At 65.8% G+C, this 18,344-nt stretch carries 21 protein-coding genes; 11 read left to right on the top strand and 10 right to left on the bottom strand.

Going from position 1 to position 18,344, the window contains the following annotated elements; genetic code table 11:
* Window positions 1-62 precede the first annotated feature (62 nt).
* Window positions 63-488: a secondary thiamine-phosphate synthase enzyme YjbQ gene (locus RAM80_RS18255; protein WP_416421865.1), complete on the top strand. Its 426-nt coding sequence runs from the start codon at window positions 63-65 to the stop codon at window positions 486-488.
* Between the two features lie 101 nt (window positions 489-589).
* Entirely contained in the window at window positions 590-913 is a 324-nt protein-coding gene (gene sutA, locus RAM80_RS18260) for a transcriptional regulator SutA (RefSeq protein ID WP_416421866.1), read from the top strand.
* Window positions 914-974: 61 nt separating this feature from the next.
* On the opposite strand, the gene RAM80_RS18265 is transcribed toward sutA, so the two are convergent.
* From RAM80_RS18265 to lptM, 6 genes are read right to left on the bottom strand one after another with little or no spacing between them, the layout of a single operon-like run.
* A complete protein-coding gene (locus tag RAM80_RS18265) occupies window positions 975-1,673 on the bottom strand; it encodes an HAD family hydrolase (protein ID WP_416421867.1) in 699 nt (232 codons plus the stop codon).
* A complete protein-coding gene (gene xerC / locus RAM80_RS18270; RefSeq protein ID WP_416421868.1) occupies window positions 1,670-2,569 on the bottom strand; it encodes a tyrosine recombinase XerC in 900 nt (299 codons plus the stop codon). Before xerC ends, RAM80_RS18265 begins: the two co-directional genes overlap by 4 nt.
* A 2-nt stretch (window positions 2,570-2,571) precedes the next feature.
* Window positions 2,572-3,309, bottom strand: a complete 738-nt coding sequence (locus RAM80_RS18275) for a DUF484 family protein (protein WP_416421869.1) — start codon at window positions 3,307-3,309, stop codon at window positions 2,572-2,574.
* A gap of 13 nt (window positions 3,310-3,322) precedes the next feature.
* Window positions 3,323-4,153: a diaminopimelate epimerase gene (dapF, locus tag RAM80_RS18280; protein ID WP_416421870.1), complete on the bottom strand. Its 831-nt coding sequence runs from the start codon at window positions 4,151-4,153 to the stop codon at window positions 3,323-3,325.
* Window positions 4,154-4,157: 4 nt separating this feature from the next.
* Window positions 4,158-5,405 (bottom strand): diaminopimelate decarboxylase, encoded by a 1,248-nt coding sequence (gene lysA, locus RAM80_RS18285; protein ID WP_416421871.1) that lies wholly within the window; start codon window positions 5,403-5,405, stop codon window positions 4,158-4,160.
* A gap of 9 nt (window positions 5,406-5,414) precedes the next feature.
* The gene (lptM, locus tag RAM80_RS18290; RefSeq protein WP_416421872.1) at window positions 5,415-5,567 is read right to left on the bottom strand and encodes an LPS translocon maturation chaperone LptM; all 153 of its coding nucleotides are present in this window, start codon (window positions 5,565-5,567) and stop codon (window positions 5,415-5,417) included.
* 183 nt (window positions 5,568-5,750) lie between these two features.
* Here lptM and cyaY point away from each other — a divergent pair, with 183 nt between their 5' ends.
* Both cyaY and RAM80_RS18300 read left to right on the top strand, forming a co-directional pair.
* On the top strand, window positions 5,751-6,077 hold the full coding sequence (gene cyaY, locus RAM80_RS18295) for an iron donor protein CyaY (protein WP_416421873.1): 327 nt from the start codon (window positions 5,751-5,753) through the stop codon (window positions 6,075-6,077).
* 2 nt (window positions 6,078-6,079) lie between these two features.
* A complete protein-coding gene (locus tag RAM80_RS18300; protein ID WP_416421874.1) occupies window positions 6,080-6,304 on the top strand; it encodes a DUF1289 domain-containing protein in 225 nt (74 codons plus the stop codon).
* Window positions 6,305-6,307: 3 nt separating this feature from the next.
* Here the strand turns inward: RAM80_RS18300 and RAM80_RS18305 are convergent, their stop codons facing one another.
* The 3 genes from RAM80_RS18305 to RAM80_RS18315 all read right to left on the bottom strand — a co-directional run bounded on the left by RAM80_RS18305 (window position 6,308) and on the right by RAM80_RS18315 (window position 9,969).
* Window positions 6,308-9,142 (bottom strand): class I adenylate cyclase, encoded by a 2,835-nt coding sequence (locus tag RAM80_RS18305; RefSeq protein WP_416421875.1) that lies wholly within the window; start codon window positions 9,140-9,142, stop codon window positions 6,308-6,310.
* A 155-nt stretch (window positions 9,143-9,297) separates the two neighbouring features.
* Window positions 9,298-9,543 (bottom strand): TIGR02647 family protein, encoded by a 246-nt coding sequence (locus RAM80_RS18310; RefSeq protein WP_416421876.1) that lies wholly within the window; start codon window positions 9,541-9,543, stop codon window positions 9,298-9,300.
* A gap of 129 nt (window positions 9,544-9,672) precedes the next feature.
* Window positions 9,673-9,969 carry a hypothetical protein gene (locus RAM80_RS18315; protein ID WP_416421877.1) on the bottom strand — a complete coding sequence of 99 codons (297 nt, stop codon included), beginning with the start codon at window positions 9,967-9,969 and terminating at the stop codon, window positions 9,673-9,675.
* A gap of 145 nt (window positions 9,970-10,114) precedes the next feature.
* On the opposite strand from RAM80_RS18315, the gene RAM80_RS18320 reads away from it, so the two are divergent.
* Entirely contained in the window at window positions 10,115-10,789 is a 675-nt protein-coding gene (locus RAM80_RS18320; RefSeq protein ID WP_416427516.1) for a glutathione S-transferase family protein, read from the top strand.
* Window positions 10,790-10,808: 19 nt separating this feature from the next.
* On the opposite strand, the gene argH is transcribed toward RAM80_RS18320, so the two are convergent.
* Window positions 10,809-12,203, bottom strand: coding sequence for an argininosuccinate lyase (gene argH, locus RAM80_RS18325; protein WP_416421878.1), 1,395 nt, complete (start codon window positions 12,201-12,203; stop codon window positions 10,809-10,811).
* A 95-nt stretch (window positions 12,204-12,298) separates the two neighbouring features.
* On the opposite strand from argH, the gene RAM80_RS18330 reads away from it, so the two are divergent.
* The 6 genes from RAM80_RS18330 (at window position 12,299) to RAM80_RS18355 (ending at window position 18,304) form a co-directional block, all read left to right on the top strand.
* Window positions 12,299-13,393, top strand: a complete 1,095-nt coding sequence (locus RAM80_RS18330) for a sensor histidine kinase (RefSeq protein WP_416421879.1) — start codon at window positions 12,299-12,301, stop codon at window positions 13,391-13,393.
* Window positions 13,390-14,136, top strand: a complete 747-nt coding sequence (locus RAM80_RS18335; protein ID WP_416421880.1) for a LytR/AlgR family response regulator transcription factor — start codon at window positions 13,390-13,392, stop codon at window positions 14,134-14,136. The genes RAM80_RS18330 and RAM80_RS18335 overlap by 4 nt, the downstream gene beginning before the upstream one ends.
* Before the next feature lie 90 nt (window positions 14,137-14,226).
* Window positions 14,227-15,168 carry a hydroxymethylbilane synthase gene (gene hemC / locus RAM80_RS18340; protein ID WP_416421881.1) on the top strand — a complete coding sequence of 314 codons (942 nt, stop codon included), beginning with the start codon at window positions 14,227-14,229 and terminating at the stop codon, window positions 15,166-15,168.
* Window positions 15,165-15,929, top strand: coding sequence for a uroporphyrinogen-III synthase (locus RAM80_RS18345; RefSeq protein WP_416421882.1), 765 nt, complete (start codon window positions 15,165-15,167; stop codon window positions 15,927-15,929). Before hemC ends, RAM80_RS18345 begins: the two co-directional genes overlap by 4 nt.
* 27 nt (window positions 15,930-15,956) lie before the next feature.
* The gene (locus RAM80_RS18350; protein WP_416421883.1) at window positions 15,957-17,069 is read left to right on the top strand and encodes a uroporphyrinogen-III C-methyltransferase; all 1,113 of its coding nucleotides are present in this window, start codon (window positions 15,957-15,959) and stop codon (window positions 17,067-17,069) included.
* Window positions 17,066-18,304, top strand: coding sequence for a heme biosynthesis HemY N-terminal domain-containing protein (locus tag RAM80_RS18355; protein WP_416421884.1), 1,239 nt, complete (start codon window positions 17,066-17,068; stop codon window positions 18,302-18,304). Before RAM80_RS18350 ends, RAM80_RS18355 begins: the two co-directional genes overlap by 4 nt.
* Window positions 18,305-18,344 lie beyond the last annotated feature (40 nt).

Genomic DNA, 18,344 nt, shown 5'->3' on the forward strand with positions numbered 1-18,344 from the left:
TTTAGCCCCTTTGCTTTTTCCCAGAGCGCGCTAGAATGCGCCCCGAACGTGTGGAGAATGGTATGTGGCAGCAACGGTTGATCACCTTGAAGCCAAGGCCGCGCGGCTTTCACCTGGTAACGGATGAGCTGCTGCACGACTGGCCAGAGTTGCGTGCATGCCGTATCGGCCTGCTGCACCTGCTGCTGCAACATACGTCGGCGTCGTTGACCATCAACGAGAACGCCGACCCTGCGGTTCGGCGTGATTTCGAGCGTTTCTTCAACCGCCTGGTGCCCCAGGGCGACGGCGGCTATGAACACAACGACGAAGGCGCGGATGACCTGCCGGCACACTTCAAGGCCAGTTTGCTAGGCTGTCAACTGACGTTGCCGGTGCGGGACGGGCGGCTGGCGCTGGGTACCTGGCAGGGTGTGTATTTGGGTGAGCACCGTGATCATGGCGGTGCTCGCAGGGTGCTCGCCACGTTGCAGGGCGAGGCCAAATGACCGTCGGCAAACCGACGAATATGAATTTTTCCTGGCAGCCATCGACAGACGGTCAGGCTGCGCTATAAATAATCTGCTTTTCGCAAGTCATGAGGTAGAACATGAGCGACGATGATCTGGAAAACGACGAACTCGAAGTAGGTGACGAGGACGATACCGAGGAAGGCCTGGAAGCGGCAGCTGAAGACGTTGCCGACGACAGTGGCGACGATACCCCCGCGCCCTCGGCCAAAGGCAAATCCAAGGCTGCAGTGTCGGTAGACGAACTGCCTAGCATTGAAGCCAAGAACAAGGAGCGTGATGCCCTTGCCCGCGCCATGGAAGAATTCCTGGCTCGTGGTGGCAAGGTGCAGGAAGTCGAGGCCAACGTGGTCGCCGACCCGCCCAAGAAGCCGGACAACAAATACGGCAGCCGCCCTATCTGAGTCCCTGCTTGCATGAAAAAAGCCCGCCGTCGCTGCGGGCTTTTTCATGCCTGGGCGTTGGTTATTTCCAGCGTGCGAGGATTTGCGGGATTTCCAGCAGGCTGCGCACTTCGGCGTCCGGCTTGTGGTCCGCCTCCCACGCCTTGCCCTGCGGGTTGAACCAGATGGCCCGGAAGCCGGCCTGCTGGGCGCCGAAAATGTCGTCGCCGGGGTGGTCACCCACATGCACCGCGGCACTGGCCGCTACGCCACCGGCGCGCTTGAGCGCCTCGTTGAACAGCGCCGGGTCTGGCTTGCCGATGCCCAGGTCCTCGGCGCACAGGGCAAAGCCGAAGCGGTCGGCCAGGCCCAGTCGGCGCACGTCGGCGTTGCCGTTGGTGACCACGCCCAGGGTGTAGTGCTGGCCCAGTTGTTCCAGTGCCGGTAGCACTTCGGGGAACACCTCGATCTGGTGACGGGCGTGCAGGAATACCTCGAAGCTCTTTTCTGCAAGCGGCACGGCTTCGGCCTCCGGGTAGCCGGCTTCGCGCAGGGCGTGCAGCAGCACCAGGCGGCGCAGCGCACTGATGCGGTGCTTCAGGCCAGGTTCGGCATCCACCAGGCGCTGGCGAATGGCGAACAGATGCTCGACTTCCACGCCGCCCAATTTCGGTGCGTGCCTGGCCAGCCAATCGCGCAGCACCGCTTCGGCGCTGACGATGACGGGCGCGGTGTCCCACAGGGTGTCGTCGAGGTCGAAGGTGATCAGCTCGATGCTCATGTGTCACTGTCCTTGCTGCGTTTGGCCCGTGGGTGGGCGCTGTCGTAGACCGTGGCCAGGTGCTGGAAGTCCAGGTGGGTGTAGATCTGCGTGGTGGCGATGTCGGCGTGGCCGAGCATTTCCTGCACCGCGCGCAGGTCCTGGGACGACTCCAGCAAGTGGCTGGCGAAAGAGTGCCGCAGCATGTGCGGGTGCAGGTTCTGGCCCAGCTCGCGCTCGCCGGCCGCCTTGACCCGCAGCTGGATGGCCCGTGGGCCCAGGCGCCGGCCCTGCTGGCTGACGAACACGGCGTCGTCGGCGGGGTTGCTCAGGCCGCGCAGGGGCAGCCACTGCTGCAGTGCCTCGCGCGCCTTGCGGCCCACTGGCAGCACGCGGGTCTTGCTGCCCTTGCCGTGCACCTGCACCAGGCCGTCGGCCAGGTCCAGCTGCTCGAGGTTCAGACTGGTCAGCTCCGACAGGCGCAGGCCCGAGGAATAGAACAGCTCCAGCATGGCCTGGTCGCGGTGGGCGAGAAAATCGTCCTCCACGGCGCCTTCCAGCAACTGCAGGGCGCGGTCGGTGTCGAGGGTGCGCGGCAGGCGCCGCTCGCCCTTGGGTGGCGACAGGCCGTTGGCCGGGTCGTGGCTGCAGATGCCTTCGCGGTTGAGGTAGCGGTACAGGCCGCGCACCGCTGATAGCAGGCGTGCCAGGCTGCGCGAGGATTGCCCCTGCTGGTGCAGGCGGGCGACCAGGCGGCGCAGCTGCTGGATGTCGAGGGCGTTCCAGCTGGCCAGCTGTTCTTTCTCACAGAACGCCAGCACCTTGTCCAGGTCGCGCCGGTAGGCTTGCAGGGTGTGGTCGGACACTTGCCGCTCACTGCGCAGGTGCGCGCAGTAAGCGTCCAGGTGCGCCTGCATGGTCAGCGTACCGAGCGCAGGCTGCCGGTGAAGCGCGGCAACACGCGACCCAGCACCTCGGCGATGTAGCTCAGGAACAGCGTACCCACCGAGCTCTTGTAGTGCTGCGGGTCGCGGCTGCCGATGGCCAGCACGCCGTGCAGGCCCTGGTGGGTCAGCGCGACGACGGCGGTGGAGCCGACCTGCTTGCGCTGTTCCTCGCCGAACAGGAAATCCAGCTCATGGTCGCGCAGGCTGCCGCTGACGGTCTTGCCGCCCGACAGCAGCGCGCCGATGGCCTGGTGCGCCTCGCTGCTGCTGACCCAGCGGCCCACCGGGGTGGCGATCTCGCTGAACAGGATGAGGCTGACGAAGGGCACCTGGAATTCCTGGCGCAGGCTGTCTTCCACGGCGATGACCACTTCTTCCAGGCTGGCGGCATCGAGGATGTCGAGGATCAGCCGGCGGGTCTTGTCGAACAGGCGGTCGTTGTCGCGGGCCACGTCCATGAGTTGCGAAAGGCGGTGGCGCATCTCGATGTTGCGCTCGCGCAGCAGCTTCATCTGCCGTTCCACCAGCGACACGGTGTCGCCGCGCTGGTGCGGCAGGCGCAGGCTGATCAGCAGTTCCTCGCGTTCCGCGAAGAACTCCGGGTTGGCTTGCAGGAACGCTGCGACCGCATCAGCCCCGGGGGCCGGCGCCGTGCTGTCCTCAACGTTATCAAGGGGCTGTGGTGCAGGTGCCTGGGGCTTCTTGGTCATGGTCGTGGCTCGCTCATAGACGCACTTGTCCTTCGTAGACGCGCACCGCCGGGCCGGTCATCAGCACGGGCTGGCCGGGGCCCGCCCATTCGATGGACAGGCGCCCGCCGGGCAGGTCGATCAACAGCGGTGAATCCATCCAGCCCTGGCTGATGGCGGCGACCGCGGCGGCGCAGGCGCCGGTACCGCAGGCCTGGGTTTCCCCGGCGCCGCGTTCCCATACGCGCAGTTGCGCGCGCTGACGGTCGATGACGTGCAGGAAGCCGACGTTGACCCGCGCCGGGAAGCGCGGATGGTGTTCGATTTTCGGGCCCAGCTGGTGCACTGGCGCGGCGTTGATGTCGTCGACCTTCAGCACCGCATGGGGGTTGCCCATGGAGACTGCAGCCAGGTTCACCAGCTGGCCGTCGACTTCGACGTCGTAGTTCTTCGCCTGGGCGTCGGCCACGAACGGGATGTCGGCGGGCACCAGGCGTGGCGGGCCCATGTCGACGCTGATCTGGCCGTCGTTGCGGATATCCAGCTCGATGATGCCGCTCTTGGTTTCCACGCGAATGCGCTTCTTGGCGGTCAGGCGCTTGTCCAGCACGAAGCGGGCGAAGCAGCGCGCGCCGTTGCCGCACTGTTCCACTTCCGAACCGTCGGAGTTGAAGATGCGGTAGCGGAAGTCGACGTCCGGGTTGCTCGGCGCCTCCACCAGCAGCAGTTGGTCGAAGCCGACGCCGGTGTGGCGGTCGCCCCATTGTTTGGCATGCTTGGGCAGGATATGCGCGTGTTGGCTGACCAGGTCCAGGACCATGAAGTCATTGCCCAGCCCATGCATCTTGGTAAAGCGCAGCAGCATGGGTTTACTCCGGCAACAGGCTTTCGCCCGCGAACAGTTCGGCGACCGTTTCACGGCGGCGCACTTCAAACGCCTGGTCGGCATCGACCAGCACTTCAGCGGCACGGCCGCGGGTGTTGTAGTTCGAGCTCATGACGAAACCATACGCCCCGGCCGAACGCACGGCCAGCAGGTCACCTTCTGCAAGGGCCAGCTGGCGCGCCTTGGCCAGGAAGTCGCCGGTCTCGCAGATCGGCCCGACGATGTCATAGCTGCGGCCTTCGCCTTCGCGCGGCTGCACGGCGCTGACGTCCATCCAGGCCTGGTACAGGGCCGGGCGGATCAGGTCGTTCATGGCCGCGTCGACGATGGCGAAGTCCTTGTGGTCGGTGTGCTTGAGGTACTCGACCCTGGTCAGCAGCACGCCGGCATTGGCGACGATGTAGCGGCCCGGCTCGAACACCAGCGCCAGGTCACGGCCTTGCAGGCGTTCGCGCACGGCCTTGATGTAGTCGCCGGCCAACGGTGGTTGCTCGTCCTGGTAACGCACGCCCAGGCCACCGCCCAGGTCGATGTGTTGCAGGAAGATGCCGCAGTCGCCCAGGCGGTCGACCAGGCCCAGCAGGCGGTCGAGGGCGTCGAGGAAGGGTTCCAGGCTGGTGAGCTGCGAGCCGATGTGGCAATCGACACCGATCACTTCCAGGTTCGGCAGCTGGGCTGCGCGGACGTAGACGTCTTCGGCGGCGACGATGTCGATGCCGAACTTGTTTTCCGCAAGGCCGGTGGAGATGTACGGGTGGGTGCCGGCGTCGACGTCGGGGTTCACCCGCAGCGACACCGGGGCGCGCACGCCCAGCTCGGCGGCTACCTGTTGCAGGCGCTCCAGTTCGTCGGTGGACTCGACGTTGAAGCAGTGCACGCCCACTTCCAGGGCGCGGCGCATGTCTTCGCGGGTCTTGCCGACGCCGGAAAACACCACGCGGTCGGCACGGCCGCCAGCGGCCAGGACGCGTTCCAGCTCACCACCCGAGACAATGTCGAAGCCTGCGCCCAGGCGGGCCAGCAGGTTCAGCACGCCGAGGTTGGAGTTGGCCTTGACCGCGAAGCAGACCAGGTGCGACATGCCGGCGAGGGCGTCGGCATAGGCCCGGTACTGCTGTTCGATGTGTGCACGGGAATAGACATAGGTTGGCGTGCCGAAACGCTCGGCAATGGAAGCCAACGACACGCCTTCCGCGAACAGCTCACCGCCGCGGTAGTTGAAAGCGTCCATGGTCTTCCCTTACATCATGTGTTTGTGCGATTTCGACGAGCCGTCCTGTTGCACGGTGGATTTTTGGCCGTCCGGCAGGAACAGCGGGCCTTTCTGGCCGCAGGCGGACAGCAGGCAGGCAGCCGCGACCAGCGCGGCAAGGGCGGAAATCAGGCGCTTCATGGCGAAATCCTTTGTAAAAGCATTAATTGCGCCCGAGTATACCGGCCACCCGGCGCCTTGCCTATTGATGCCCGGTCGCTGCGCCCAGGGGGGGTAACTGGTCGTAATAACTTTGCAATCGGCGCGCGCTGCTCGTATCTTCCCGCGCTTGCAGTGTGATTGGACACTTACGAGGTTCCCGCAATGAGTTTGACCGAAGCGCGCTTTCATGACCTGGTCGATGCCACGCAACAGGCATTGGAAGAACTGTTCGAAGACCACGCCGACGACGTCGAGATTTCGTCCGGCCTGATGACCATCAAGTTCGACAACGGCAGCCAGCTGATCATCAGCCGCCAGGAACCCCTGCGCCAGCTGTGGCTGGCCGCGCGTTCGGGTGGCTACCACTTCGACTACGACGAAGAGATGGGCAAGTGGGTGTGCGAGAAGTCCGAGGAGCTGCTGGGCGAGATCCTCACCCGCGCCACCTGGGAACAGGCCGGCGTGAAGCTGGACTTCGAAGAGATCTGAGCGTGACCACCCAAGCGCCAGCGCCCCGTGCGCCCAAGCCCCTGTTCAGCAACGTCAGCCCGGCGGTGCCGTCACCCTGCATCAGCCTGTGCCGGCTCGATGAGCAGAAGGTCTGCAAGGGCTGTTTCCGCCACGTGGAAGACATCCGCGAATGGCGTTCGGCCGACGACGCCCGTCGCCGGCAGATCTGCGACCAGGCCGCCGAGCGCCGCGCCGGCACGGCCTGAGGCCTACATCTGGCTCAAGGCGTTGTTCAGTGAGCGCTCAAGGTCGGCCTTGTAGCGCAGGTACAGGTGGGTGGCGCCCGGCGTGTCGCCCAGCAGGCCCGACAGGTCCAGGTCGGTGAGGTAGCAGCGGTAGGCCATGGGCTCGGTGCGCTGCTTCAGGATCTGCCGGGCCACCACGCTGAACAACTGCTCGCCATGCTCCAGCTCGGAGAACTCGCGTTGATTGCAGTACAGGGTCACGTGCACCTGGCCGGGTGGCGAGCGTTCGATAATCGCCTGCACATCGTAGTAACGCTTGCTGGTGGCCGTCGGCGGCCCCGGCCGAGCCTCGGCGCTGCGGGCGCGACCGCTGCCAGTGGGCAGCAACTGGTAATACAGCACCTGCTGGTCATGGCCATCCACTGCCTGCAGCGCGTTGCGGCGGCGCAGCACCGACTGCAGGAAGCGCTGCATCGGCACCAACAGGCTGGCTTCGTCGTGCAGCGGCAGGCGCTGGTGCCATAGCGCGTTCAACTCATCCAGCACGTAGACGTCGGCCCAGCTGTCCTGCAGGCGGTAGAACAGCTGCACGCATTCGGGTTGCCCCAGCGGCAGTACCACGGCCAGGTCGTGCTCTTCCAGGGCGTTGCCGTCCAGGTGCAGCGGGCTGTAGCCCGGCAGGTCCTCGCCCAGGTATTGCACCAGTGCCGCCACCGTAGGCAGCGCCATGTGGCGCACGTTGCCCGGTACCAGTTCCAGCACGTGATACTGCTGCTGCACCTGGATCAGGTAGCGGTAGTGCTGGCCGCTGCGCAGCAGTTGCTGGGCGGTGGCCAGCAGGGCTTCCACGCGCTGGGCGATGGCCTGGGCGCGGTTGTGGCAGAAGCAGCGCACCCGCACCCGTGGCGCGTTGCCGGCGGGCAGGTGGTTGAGGTAGTCGCGCAGGCAATCCATCAAGGCCGTCGGGCCGTCGAAACGGTTGACCAGCACCTCGTTCCAGCTGTTGAGCACGACCTGGTCCAGGGTCAGCACCAGGTTCTCCCGCACCCCCGCGTAGCTCAGCGAGTCGGTGCGTTCGGTGGTCATCAGGATGTTCAGGTCGCGGTGGTGCTTGAGCGGGTCGATGCCCACGTTCACCAGCAACAGCACTTCAACCGGCACTGTGGGCCGTAGCAGCTGCTCATCGGCCACCGTGCCCAGGGGCAGGGGGATGCTCTGTTGCAGGCTGGCAATCAGGTTGAACAGCTCGAATTCGGTCAGGTCGCTTTCGCCAGGGTGCAAGGCCAGGCGCGTGCTGCTGTCGATCACGCCGTTGCGGTGGCACCACACCAGCATTTCCAGCAGGTGGCGGCTGCGCTTGAAGGGCGCGAAGTGTTCCCACTCATAGGCGCCCAGGTTGCCGTTGTACAGGCCCCACAGTACTTGCCCCGGTTCCTTGCGGTTAGGCGACTGCACCAGGGTCAGGGTGTCCTCGGCCAGGTCCGGGGCGATGCCGGGGTTGATGAACTCGACCTTGCCGGCCTTGCGCTCGAACGCGGCGTACAGGCGCCGCCCGAGAATGCTCAGGTCACGGCTGTTGATGCGGTTCACCGCCTGCTGGTCGCGGGCGAACTGGGTGAGGAAGCGGTAGCTGTAGTTGAGTTCATTGACCAGCGCCCGGCGTTCGCTGGTCACCTGGCGCACCTTCCACTGGCTGCGGCTGTCCAGCAACGCCAGGTGGCGGTTGTCCCAGCCCCATTCCGCCGCCAGGCGCTGCATCACCTGCCGCTGCCAGCTGGGCGGGCGTTGCCGGGAGCCGGCGGTCAGCTTCTTGTTGACCTTCAGGTACAGGCTGCGGCGCACCAGTTCCAGGCGGTCGATGTCGCCGCGTGCCAGCAGGTATTCCTCGATGCGCCGGTACACCACCATGTAGGGGTCCAGTTCGTCGATGTCGACCTGGTTCGCGTACACCGCCTGCTTGAGGCGCAGGCTGAGGCAGCGCACCTGTGGATGTTCGCTGGCGTAGGCCTCGGTCAGCAGCAGCTTGAGCACTGACTTGTAGGGCGAGTCGATGCCCTTGAACAGTTGCCACAGGCCGGCGCCGATGAACTCGCCGGCGGGAATGTGCGCCAGGTGGCCCAGGTCCAGCACGTCCTCGGCGCGGATGAAACGCTTGCCCAGCAGGGTCTCGGTGTACTGGGCGTAGCGCGTCTCTTCGTACACCGGCACCAGCCACCATAGCGGCGTGCGGCCGGCCAGCCAGATGGCGGTGCGGTAGAACTCATCCAGCAGCAGGTAGTGCTGGCTGGTGCCGCAGTCTTCGGAGCTGAGTTCGGTGTCGCGCTCGCCACGCACGAAGCGCGGCGGGTCGATCAGGAAAAAGTGCGCCTCGGCGCCCTGGGTCGCGGCCCAGGCTTCCAGCAGCTGGCATTTCTTGCGCAGTTCGGCGATTGCTTCAGCGCCCAGTTCGGTGTCGTGGCACACCCAGAAGTCCATGTCGCTCTGTTCGGCCTGGGCCAGGGTGCCCAGGCTACCCATCAGGAACAGCCCGTGCAGCGGGCGTGGCGGGTTGCCATGGCGCGCCTTGTAGGAGAACGAGCGCGTCAGGCGCTGGGCTTCGGCCAGCACCTCGGGCTCGGGCTCGTAGTTCGACAGGCCGGCCGGGGTATTGCCCGAGACATAACCGGGCAGCAACGGGTGGTTGACGTGGAAGAACAGCGGCAACAGCGTCAGCACCTGTTGCTGGCGGGTCGACAGCCCTTCCATGGCGCGGCCCAGCCGGCCCTGGTTCAGCGTCAGGAAGCGTGCGCGCAGGGTCGCGAGAACCTTGCGATCGATTCCCTCGTCCAGATCGGGGCGGATTTCATGGGTGCGCGGCATCTGTGGCTCGAATCGACTGCTGGGCGACGTGACGTGGGCAGGGCGGAACACCCGCCTTCAGCCGGTTATCGGCAGCCTTGAGAAGAGTTTGAGCCAGATCGGCAAAAATAACGGTAGCGCCGGCACCCCATCTGGCGCCGGCGCGAGCAGTGGCGTCAGGCGGGTTCGCCGACACCCAGCACGGTCAGCAGCGCCTGGGCGTGCTGCGCAGCCTGTAGCCCGCCGCTGGTCAGGTAGCCGCCGTCGACCTGGGTGATCAGTTCCTTGTCGTGCAGCCGCTTGGCCGCCGCGATGGCCTGTGGGGTGGCGGTATGGTGGATCTTGAGGCCTTCCTGGGTGTTGTCCAGATTGAACAGCGCGAGGATTTCCAGTTCGGCGACCAGCTCAGGGGTATACGACATAGGTACTCCGGACTTTTCTAGGAATAGACGGCCAGCCCCAGCGGGGGCAGGCCGTGGAGGCCCCGGTTTGCATGGAGGGCAGCGGGGCATTTCCAGTGTAGTAAGGCCGCAGCGATTCTGCCGGGAAACTCAGTCCTGCTCGGGCTGCGCCTCGGGTGGCAGCTCGGGCAGGGCGCGCAGGGCCTTTTCGTACCATTCGGTGTCGAACGCGCGGTCTTCTTCCAGGATCTTGTCGATTTCGACGGCAAGCACGTGGGCCATCATTTCGAGGATATCGTCGCGCTCGTAGCCGACCAGCGTCAGCTTGTTGAACGTGGCCTTGGCTGCAGGCGGGTTGTCGCTCTCGATCTGGTTCTCGATGGCCTGGATCAGGGTGTCTTCGGCGAATTGTTCGTCTTCGTCGTCGCGTTGGGTGGCGTCGGTCATTGCAGGTTCCTCACGGTAGGCCGCCAGTTTAACGGTATTGGTCGGCTTTGCATCAGCTGACGCGTCTTGAAATACAGAATGGCCCATCGCCCATCGGCGGCTGCCTAGTTTGGCCGCTCTCGTTCAAGGCCATGGAGGTCAGGTGATGCTCAAGTTGTATGGGTTTGCATCCAGTAACTATTTCAACATGGTGCAATTGGCATTGCTGGAGAAACGCCTGCCGTTCGAAGAGGTGTTGCTACACGGCTGCCAGAGCCCCGGGGTCATGGCGGTGAGCCGTCGTGGAAAAATCCCGGTGCTGGGCACCCCGGACGGATATTTGACTGAAACGGACGTGATCCTCGGTTATCTGGAGGAGGTGTACCCGCAACGGCAATTATTGCCTCGCGACCCGTTCGACAGGGCGCGGGTGAAGGCGTTGGCCAAGGAAATAGAGCTGTACATCGAACTGCCCGCGCGGCTCTGTTACCCGGAGGTGTTCTTCGGCGGGCGCGCAACGCCACCGGCCTTGAAGGAGAAGGCCAGGCGAGACCTGGTCAAGGGGTTTGCCGCGTTGGCTGAAGGAGCATCATTTACCCCGTACGTCGCGGGGGGCGAGCCCACGGTTGCCGATATCTACTTCCTGTACAGCGTGGACCTGGCCAGGGAGGTAGGGTTGAAGCTTTTCGACATCGATTTCTTGGAGGGCCTGCCGGGTGCGCAAGCGCTGCTGGCGCTGTTGGCGCTCAACCCCAACGTGGTGGAGGTCGCCAGCCGCAGGGCCAATGACCAACTGCGGTTCCTGGCGCAACTCAACCCGGTAACCGCTGCCGCAGGCTAGCGGCAGCGGCTACAGGCGATCAGCGCTGGGCCAGCAGGGCCTGGCCGCGGATCACGGCGGCGCGTACTTGGGCCGGTGCGGTGCCGCCGATGTGGTCGCGGGCGTTGACCGAGCCTTCCAGGGTCAGCACCTCGAACACGTCCTGGTCGATCTGGTCGCTGAAGCGGCGCAGTTCTTCCAGGCTCATCTCGGCCAGGTCCTTGCCGCTGTCCACGCCGTATTTCACGGCGTGGCCGACGATTTCGTGGCAGTCACGGAACGGCAGGCCGCGGCGTACCAGGTAGTCGGCCAGGTCGGTGGCGGTGGAGAAACCGCGCAGGGCCGCTTCGCGCATGATGGCGTGCTTGGGCTTGATGGCCGGGATCATGTCGGCAAAGGCACGCAGCGAGTCGCGCAGGGTGTCGGCGGCGTCGAACAGCGGTTCCTTGTCTTCCTGGTTGTCCTTGTTGTAGGCCAGTGGCTGGCCTTTCATCAGGGTCAGCAGGCCCATCAGCGCGCCGAACACGCGGCCGCTCTTGCCACGCACCAGCTCGGGCACGTCGGGGTTTTTCTTTTGCGGCATGATCGAGCTGCCGGTGCAGAAGCGGTCGGGCAGGTCGATGAACTGGAACTGGGCGCTGGTCCACAGCACCAGCTCTTCGGAGAAGCGCGACAGGTGCATCATGGCGATGCTGGCGGCGGCGCAGAATTCGATGGCGAAGTCACGGTCCGACACGCCGTCCAGCGAGTTGCCGCCCACGGCTTCGAAGCCCAGCAGCTGGCAGGTCAGTTCGCGGTCGATCGGGTAGGTGGTGCCGGCCAGCGCGGCGCTGCCCAGGGGCATGCGGTTGGCGCGCTTGCGGCAGTCCACCAGGCGCTCGTAGTCGCGGCTGAGCATTTCGAACCAGGCCAGCAGGTGGTGGCCGAAGGTAACCGGCTGTGCAGTCTGCAGGTGGGTGAAGCCGGGCATGATGGTCTCGGCTTCGCGCTCGGCCTGCTCCAGCAGGCCTTTTTGCAGGCGGGTGATCTCGCCCAGGATCAGGTCGATCTCGTCGCGCAGCCACAGGCGGATGTCGGTGGCCACCTGGTCGTTGCGGCTGCGGCCGGTGTGCAGCTTTTTGCCGGTGATGCCGATGCGGTCGGTCAGGCGTGCCTCGATGTTCATGTGCACGTCTTCCAGGTCCACACGCCACTCGAAAGTGCCGGCCTCGATTTCGCCCTGGATGGTCTTCAGGCCATCGACAATGGTGTCGCGCTCGGCCTCGGTGAGCACGCCGACCTTGGCCAGCATGGTCGCGTGGGCGATCGAGCCCATGATGTCGTGACGGTAGAGGCGCTGGTCGAAGTTGACGGATGCGGTGAAGCGGGCGACAAAGGCGTCGACGGGCTCACTGAAGCGGCCGCCCCAGGACTGGTTGGTCTTGTCAGTACTCATGAATTCGCTCGTTGAAGGCGTGAACGGGAAATTGGCTGCAATAATAACAGGGCTTCAATCCGCTCGGGGATTGAGTGCCCAGTGGAATGCACATAATGCCTACAGATGGACGCAAGGCCGCACGCCGCCAGCGTGCGCAACAGGAGTTCTTCCTCCCGGTGCTGTGCGAGGCGCAGGCATTGCTGGTGCTGGTGATGCTGGCCGAACTGCTGGTGCTGGTACTGGTGCTGGCCGATCCCGGTGCGCCGGGCTTCGACTGGTCGCGGCTGGCCCTGACGTCGCTGTTCGTGCAGTGGCTGGTGCTGTTGTCGGCGGCGCTGCTGTGTGGCCTGCGCCCCTGGCTGGCGCGCCTGCACCCCGGCGCTGCCGGCGGCGCCTGCTGTGCCATGGTGGTGGCGTTGACCCTGCTGGCCACCGGGTTGACCGATTACCTGCATTTGGTGCCGGCTACGCCTGCTTCGGATCTTTCCTTCGGCATATTCAACCGTTACCTGCGGCACGGGCTGATTGCGCTGATCATGTCGGCGCTGTTGTTGCGCTATTTTTACCTGCAGAGCCAATGGCGCATCCAGCAACGGGCCGAGCTCCAGGCACGGCTGGAAGCCTTGCAGGCGCGCATCAAGCCGCACTTCCTGTTCAACACGCTTAACAGTATCGCCAGCCTGGTGCCGGTGGACGCGGTGCGCGCCGAGCAGGCGGTGCTCGACCTCTCCGACCTGTTCCGCGCCAGCCTCGGCAAGGCCGGCAACCTGGTGAGCTGGCGCGAGGAGCTGGCCCTGTCGAAACGATATTTACGGATTGAGCAATATCGTCTTGGCGAGCGTCTACAGTTGGACTGGAGGGTCGACACAATTCCCGATGACCTGCCGATCCCGCAGCTAACCTTACAACCGTTGTTGGAGAACGCCCTGATCCACGGAGTGGCCCCACGCATAGAAGGGGGTGTGATCCGGGTGGAAGCCGACTATAAAGGGGGAGAGTTCATATTGTGTGTAAGCAATCCCTACGACGAAGCCGCCCCGCCGCGGGCTTCGGGCGGTACTCACCAGGCACTGACAAATATTGGTGCTCGACTTGCGGCACTTTTTGGCCCGCGCGCGAGTCTGAGCGTGGATCGCCGTGACGGTCGTCACTTCACCTGTCTACGCTATCCTTGTGCGAGACTCACGCAGGAATCCAGTGCTATATGAATGTCCTGATCGTTGATGACGAACCCCTGGCCCGCGAGCGCCTGACCCGATTGGTCAGCGATCTCGAGGGTTACAGTGTGCTAGAGCCCAGCGCCACCAATGGCGAGGAGGCCCTGGCCCTTATCGACAGCCTCAAGCCCGACGTGGTGTTGCTCGACATCCGCATGCCCGGCCTTGATGGACTGCAGGTTGCAGCCAAGCTGTGCGAGCGCGAGGCGCCGCCGGCGGTTGTGTTCTGTACCGCCCATGATGAATTTGCCCTGGACGCCTTCCAGACCAGCGCCCTGGGCTACCTGGTGAAACCGGTGCGCCCCGAGCACCTGCTCGAAGCGCTGAAAAAAGCCGAACGCCCCAACCGTGCGCAGCTCTCCGCGCTGACCCGTCCCGCCGCCGAAAGCGGCAGCGGCCCGCGCACCCATATCAGCGCACGCACGCGCAAGGGTATCGAGCTGATTCCGCTGGACCAGGTCATCTATTTCATTGCCGACCACAAGTACGTGACCCTGCGCCATGAAGGCGGCGAGGTGCTGCTCGACGAGCCCCTCAAGGCACTGGAGGACGAGTTCGGCGACCGCTTCGTGCGTATCCACCGCAACGCGCTGGTCGCCCGCGACCGCATCGAACGCCTGCAACGCACGCCCTTGGGGCATTTCCAGTTGTTCCTCAAGGGCCTCAATGGCGATGCGCTGATCGTCAGCCGCCGCCACGTGGCCGGTGTGCGCAAAATGATGCAACAGTTGTAGGCCGTCCGGAGCGGGCGAACCCGCTCCGGCCGCCATGCTGCTCCCGCGATGCTGGTATGATCGGCCCATCTACCCAGCACGGATTGATTCATGCCTACTCGCGAGATCCGCATCGCCACCCGTAAAAGCGCCCTGGCCCTGTGGCAGGCCGAATACGTCAAGGCCCGCCTGGAACAGGCTCACCCCGGCCTGGTGGTGACCCTGGTGCCGATGGTCAGCCGCGGCGACAAGTTGCTTGATTCGCCCCTGTCGAAAATCGGCGGCAAGGGCCTGTTCGTCAAGGAGCTGGAAAACGCCCTGCTCGACAACGAAGCCGACATTGCCGTGCACTCCATGAAGGACGTGCCCATGGACTTCCCCGAAGGCCTGGGCCTGTACTGCATCTGCGAGCGCGAAGACCCGCGCGACGCCTTCGTTTCCAACACCTTCCCAAGCCTCGAAGCCCTGCCTGCCGGCAGCGTGGTCGGCACCTCCAGCCTGCGTCGCCAGACCCAGCTGCTGGCGCGCCGCCCCGACCTGCAGATCCGCTTCCTGCGCGGCAACGTCAATACCCGCCTGGCCAAGCTCGACGCCGGTGAGTACGACGCCATCATCCTGGCCGCCGCCGGCCTGATCCGCCTGGGCTTCGAGGAGCGCATCACCGACAGCATCAGCATCGAAGACAGCCTGCCAGCCGGCGGCCAGGGCGCCGTGGGCATCGAATGCCGCACCGCCGACAGCGAAATCCACGCGCTGCTGGCGCCGCTGCATCACAGCGATACTGCCGCCCGGGTCACTGCCGAGCGTGCCCTGAACAAGCACCTCAACGGTGGCTGCCAGGTGCCTATCGCCTGCTACGCCGTGCTGGAAGGCGAGCAGCTATGGCTGCGTGGCCTGGTGGGCGAGCCCGATGGCGGCCGCCTGCTCAGCGCCCAGGCTCGCGCCCCGCGGGACGACGCCGAGCGCCTGGGCATCGAGGTCGCCGAAGCGCTGCTGCACCAGGGCGCCGACCAGATCCTCAAGGCCGTCTATGGCGAGGACGGCCACCCGTGACGGGCTGGCGCCTGCTGCTGACGCGCCCTGCCGAGGAATCGGCCGCGGTGGCGCAAGCGCTGGACGCCGCCGGCATCTACAGCGCCAGCATGCCCCTGCTCGATATCGAGCCCCTGCCGGTCACGCCGCAAATGGTCACCCAGGTGTTGAACCTGGCGCAGTACTGCGCGGTGATCGCCGTCAGCAAGCCGGCCGCACGGCTGGGCCTGGACCTGATTGACCAGTACTGGCCGCAGCCGCCGCTGCAAAGCTGGTTCAGCGTGGGCGCGGCCACCGCGGCCATCCTCGAGGACTACGGCCTGCGCGTGCACGTGCCGCCCCAGGGCGACGACAGCGAAGCGTTGCTGGCCCTGCCGGAGTTGGCCCAGGCGCTGCAGCAGCCTTACCCGCGGGTGCTGATCCTGCGCGGCGAGGGCGGCCGCGAATTGTTGGCCGAGCACTTGCGCGAGCAGGGTGCTACTGTCGATTATCTGCAACTCTACCGTCGCAGCCTGCCCGATTACCCGGCGCAGGCGCTGTACCAGCGGGTAACGGCGGAACGCCTGAACGCGCTGGTGGTCAGCAGTGGGCAGGGTTTCGAGCATTTGCAGCAACTGGCCGGTGAGCACTGGCCACAATTGGCCGGGTTACCGCTGTTCGTGCCCAGCCCGCGAGTCGCCGCCCTGGCCCAGGCCGCCGGCGCTCGCCATGTAGTGGATTGCCGTGGCGCCAGCGCCGCGGCCTTGCTGGCGGCCCTGCAAGAACACCGCCTACCCGGGTGAAACCTGCCCTATGCAAAGGATGGATACGTGAGCGAAACAGTCTTGCCCCAAGATGATCTGCAGTCGACGCCCCAGGCGGCTGTCCCCCCTGTGGTGAAGAAGTCTGGCCGTGGCGCCGCCGGTATCGCGGTCGTGGCCTTGCTGCTGGGCGCTGCCGGCGTCGCGGTCGGTGGCTGGAGCGTCTGGCAGTTGCGCCAGTTGCAGGCGGGCCACCAGGCCCAGTCCGGGCAACTGCAGGCGCTCGACAGCCAGGCCCAGGCGTTGAGCCAGGGTGAGCAGGCGCTCACCACGCGCCTGGGGCAACTGCCTAGCGCCGATGAATTGGAAGACCGCCGCCGCCTGGTGGCGCAGTTGCAGGGCGACCAGCAGCGCCTCAGCCAGCGCCTGGAAACGGTGCTGGGTGCCAGCCGCAAGGATTGGCGCCTGGCCGAGGCCGAGCACCTGTTGCGCCTGGCCAGCCTGCGCCTGTCGGCGTTGCAGGACATCGCCAGCGCCAAGGCGCTGGTCCAGGGCGCGGACGAGATCTTGCGCGAACAGGATGACCCCTCGGCCTTCGCCGCCCGTGAACAGCTGGCCAAGTCCCTGGCGTCGCTGGCCAGCGTCGACCAGCCGGACCGCACCGGCCTGTTCCTGCAATTGGGCGCCCTGCGCGACCAGACCGTGGGCCTCTCGGCCCTGGCGCCGGAGTTCCAGGCCCAGGGTGACGCCGAGCGTGCCACCCTGGCCGGCGACGATGACCGCTGGGAGCGCTGGTGGCACAAGATTTCCAGCTATTTCCGCGTTGACTTCCGCCCCGACGAGAACATTCGTCCGCTGCTGGCCGGGCAGAGCCTGAACCAGGTGCGCCTGGCGTTGAGCCTGGCGCTGGAACAGGCCCAGTGGGCCGCGCTCAATGGCGAGCCGAAGGTCTATGGGCAGGCGCTGGATGAGGCCCGCAGCATCCTGCTGGCCAGCTTCAACCAGGACAACACCGAGAGCCGTTCGATGCTGGCCCGCCTGGATGCCCTCAAGGGGCAGCCGGTGTCGGTGGTCACGCCGGACCTCAACGCCAGCCTCGAGGCGGTGCAGAACTACCTGGAGCATCGGCACATGCCTGCCGAGGCACTGATGACCCAGCCGCAAGCGGGGGCACGCCCATGAAGCGTGCCTATGTCCTGGTCTTCATCGCCATTGCCGTGGCCGTCGGCCTGGGGCTGGGCATCGCCAAGCACCCAGGCTACGTGCTGATCGACTACCCCCACGTGTTCCGTTATGAGTCGGGACTGTGGTCCACCCTGGCGGCGCTGGTGGTGCTGGTGCTGGCGGTGTTCGTGCTGTGGGTGTTGCTCAGCCTGGTGCTGACCTCTGCAGGGGTAGTCAATCCCTGGTCTGGCCGCAACCGCCAGCGTCGCACCCAGGTGGCCATCGAGCAGGGCCAACTGGACCTGGCCGAGGGGCGTTGGGCCAGCGCCCAGCGCAACCTGCACCGCGCCGCCGAGGCTGAGCGCCAGCCCTTGCTGTATTACCTGGGCGCTGCGCGCGCGGCCAACGAGCTGGGCCGCCACGAAGACTGCGACAACCTGCTTGAGCGCGCCCTGGAGCGTCAGCCCCAGGCCGAGCTTGCGGTGGCCCTGACCCACGCCCAACTGCAAGTGGACCGCAATGACATGCAGGGCGCTCGCGACACCCTCGAAGCCATGCGCGAGCGCCACCCCGGCAACGTCCAGGTGCTGCGCCAGTTGCAGCGCCTGCACCAGCAGCGTGGCGACTGGACCTCGGTGATCCACCTGCTGCCCGAGCTGCGCAAGAGCAAGGCGGTCACCGCTGCTGAACTGACCGAGCTGGAGCACCGGGCCTGGGGCGAAAACCTCACGCTCACCTCTACCCGCGAAGACGGTGAAGCCGCGGTCGAGGCGCTCAAGCGTGCCTGGGAACAGCTCAGCGCCGGCCAGCGCCAGGAGCCTGCGCTGGTGCTGGCCTACGCCGACCAGCTGCGTCAGCTAGGCGCCCAGGCCGACGCCGAGGCCATCCTGCGCGCCACGCTCAAGCGTGGTTACGACAGCCACCTGGCCCGGCTGTATGGCCTGGTGGTAGGCAGCGACCCGGCCAAGCAGTTGCAGGCCGCCGAGGGCTGGCTCAAGCAGCACGCCGACGACTCCAGCCTCCTGCTGACCTTGGGCCGCCTGAGCCTGCAAAACAGCCTGTGGGGCAAGGCGCGCGATTACCTGGAAAGCAGCCTGCGGCTGCAGCGCAACCCCGAAGCCTGCGCTGAACTGGCGCGCTTGCTGGCGCGCCTGGGAGACACCGAGCGCAGCAACCAGCTGTTCCAGGAAGGCCTGGGGCTGCTGGACGAGCGTCTGCTGGCGTTGCCCTTGCCTGAACCTGCCCGCGCCTGAACGGGCGTGATAAACGGCCTGGTAACGTGGCTTGCACGTT

The organism is Pseudomonas sp. App30 (genome assembly GCF_047947025.1).
Taxonomy (GTDB): domain Bacteria; phylum Pseudomonadota; class Gammaproteobacteria; order Pseudomonadales; family Pseudomonadaceae; genus Aquipseudomonas.

What these genes read in the sequence shown, in the direction of transcription:
- RAM80_RS18315 (WP_416421877.1), bottom strand. Translation starts at nt 9,969, where the DNA reads ATGACCGACGCCACCCAACGCGACGACGAAGACGAACAATTCGCCGAA.
- RAM80_RS18275 (WP_416421869.1), bottom strand. Translation starts at nt 3,309, where the DNA reads ATGACCAAGAAGCCCCAGGCACCTGCACCACAGCCCCTTGATAACGTT.
- RAM80_RS18265 (WP_416421867.1), bottom strand. Translation starts at nt 1,673, where the DNA reads ATGAGCATCGAGCTGATCACCTTCGACCTCGACGACACCCTGTGGGAC.
- RAM80_RS18335 (WP_416421880.1), top strand. Translation starts at nt 13,390, where the DNA reads ATGAATGTCCTGATCGTTGATGACGAACCCCTGGCCCGCGAGCGCCTG.
- RAM80_RS18330 (WP_416421879.1), top strand. Translation starts at nt 12,299, where the DNA reads ATGCCTACAGATGGACGCAAGGCCGCACGCCGCCAGCGTGCGCAACAG.
- xerC (WP_416421868.1), bottom strand. Translation starts at nt 2,569, where the DNA reads ATGCAGGCGCACCTGGACGCTTACTGCGCGCACCTGCGCAGTGAGCGG.
- RAM80_RS18310 (WP_416421876.1), bottom strand. Translation starts at nt 9,543, where the DNA reads ATGTCGTATACCCCTGAGCTGGTCGCCGAACTGGAAATCCTCGCGCTG.
- lptM (WP_416421872.1), bottom strand. Translation starts at nt 5,567, where the DNA reads ATGAAGCGCCTGATTTCCGCCCTTGCCGCGCTGGTCGCGGCTGCCTGC.
- RAM80_RS18320 (WP_416427516.1), top strand. Translation starts at nt 10,115, where the DNA reads ATGCTCAAGTTGTATGGGTTTGCATCCAGTAACTATTTCAACATGGTG.
- cyaY (WP_416421873.1), top strand. Translation starts at nt 5,751, where the DNA reads ATGAGTTTGACCGAAGCGCGCTTTCATGACCTGGTCGATGCCACGCAA.
- dapF (WP_416421870.1), bottom strand. Translation starts at nt 4,153, where the DNA reads ATGCTGCTGCGCTTTACCAAGATGCATGGGCTGGGCAATGACTTCATG.
- RAM80_RS18255 (WP_416421865.1), top strand. Translation starts at nt 63, where the DNA reads ATGTGGCAGCAACGGTTGATCACCTTGAAGCCAAGGCCGCGCGGCTTT.
- sutA (WP_416421866.1), top strand. Translation starts at nt 590, where the DNA reads ATGAGCGACGATGATCTGGAAAACGACGAACTCGAAGTAGGTGACGAG.
- argH (WP_416421878.1), bottom strand. Translation starts at nt 12,203, where the DNA reads ATGAGTACTGACAAGACCAACCAGTCCTGGGGCGGCCGCTTCAGTGAG.
- hemC (WP_416421881.1), top strand. Translation starts at nt 14,227, where the DNA reads ATGCCTACTCGCGAGATCCGCATCGCCACCCGTAAAAGCGCCCTGGCC.
- RAM80_RS18355 (WP_416421884.1), top strand. Translation starts at nt 17,066, where the DNA reads ATGAAGCGTGCCTATGTCCTGGTCTTCATCGCCATTGCCGTGGCCGTC.
- RAM80_RS18305 (WP_416421875.1), bottom strand. Translation starts at nt 9,142, where the DNA reads ATGCCGCGCACCCATGAAATCCGCCCCGATCTGGACGAGGGAATCGAT.
- lysA (WP_416421871.1), bottom strand. Translation starts at nt 5,405, where the DNA reads ATGGACGCTTTCAACTACCGCGGCGGTGAGCTGTTCGCGGAAGGCGTG.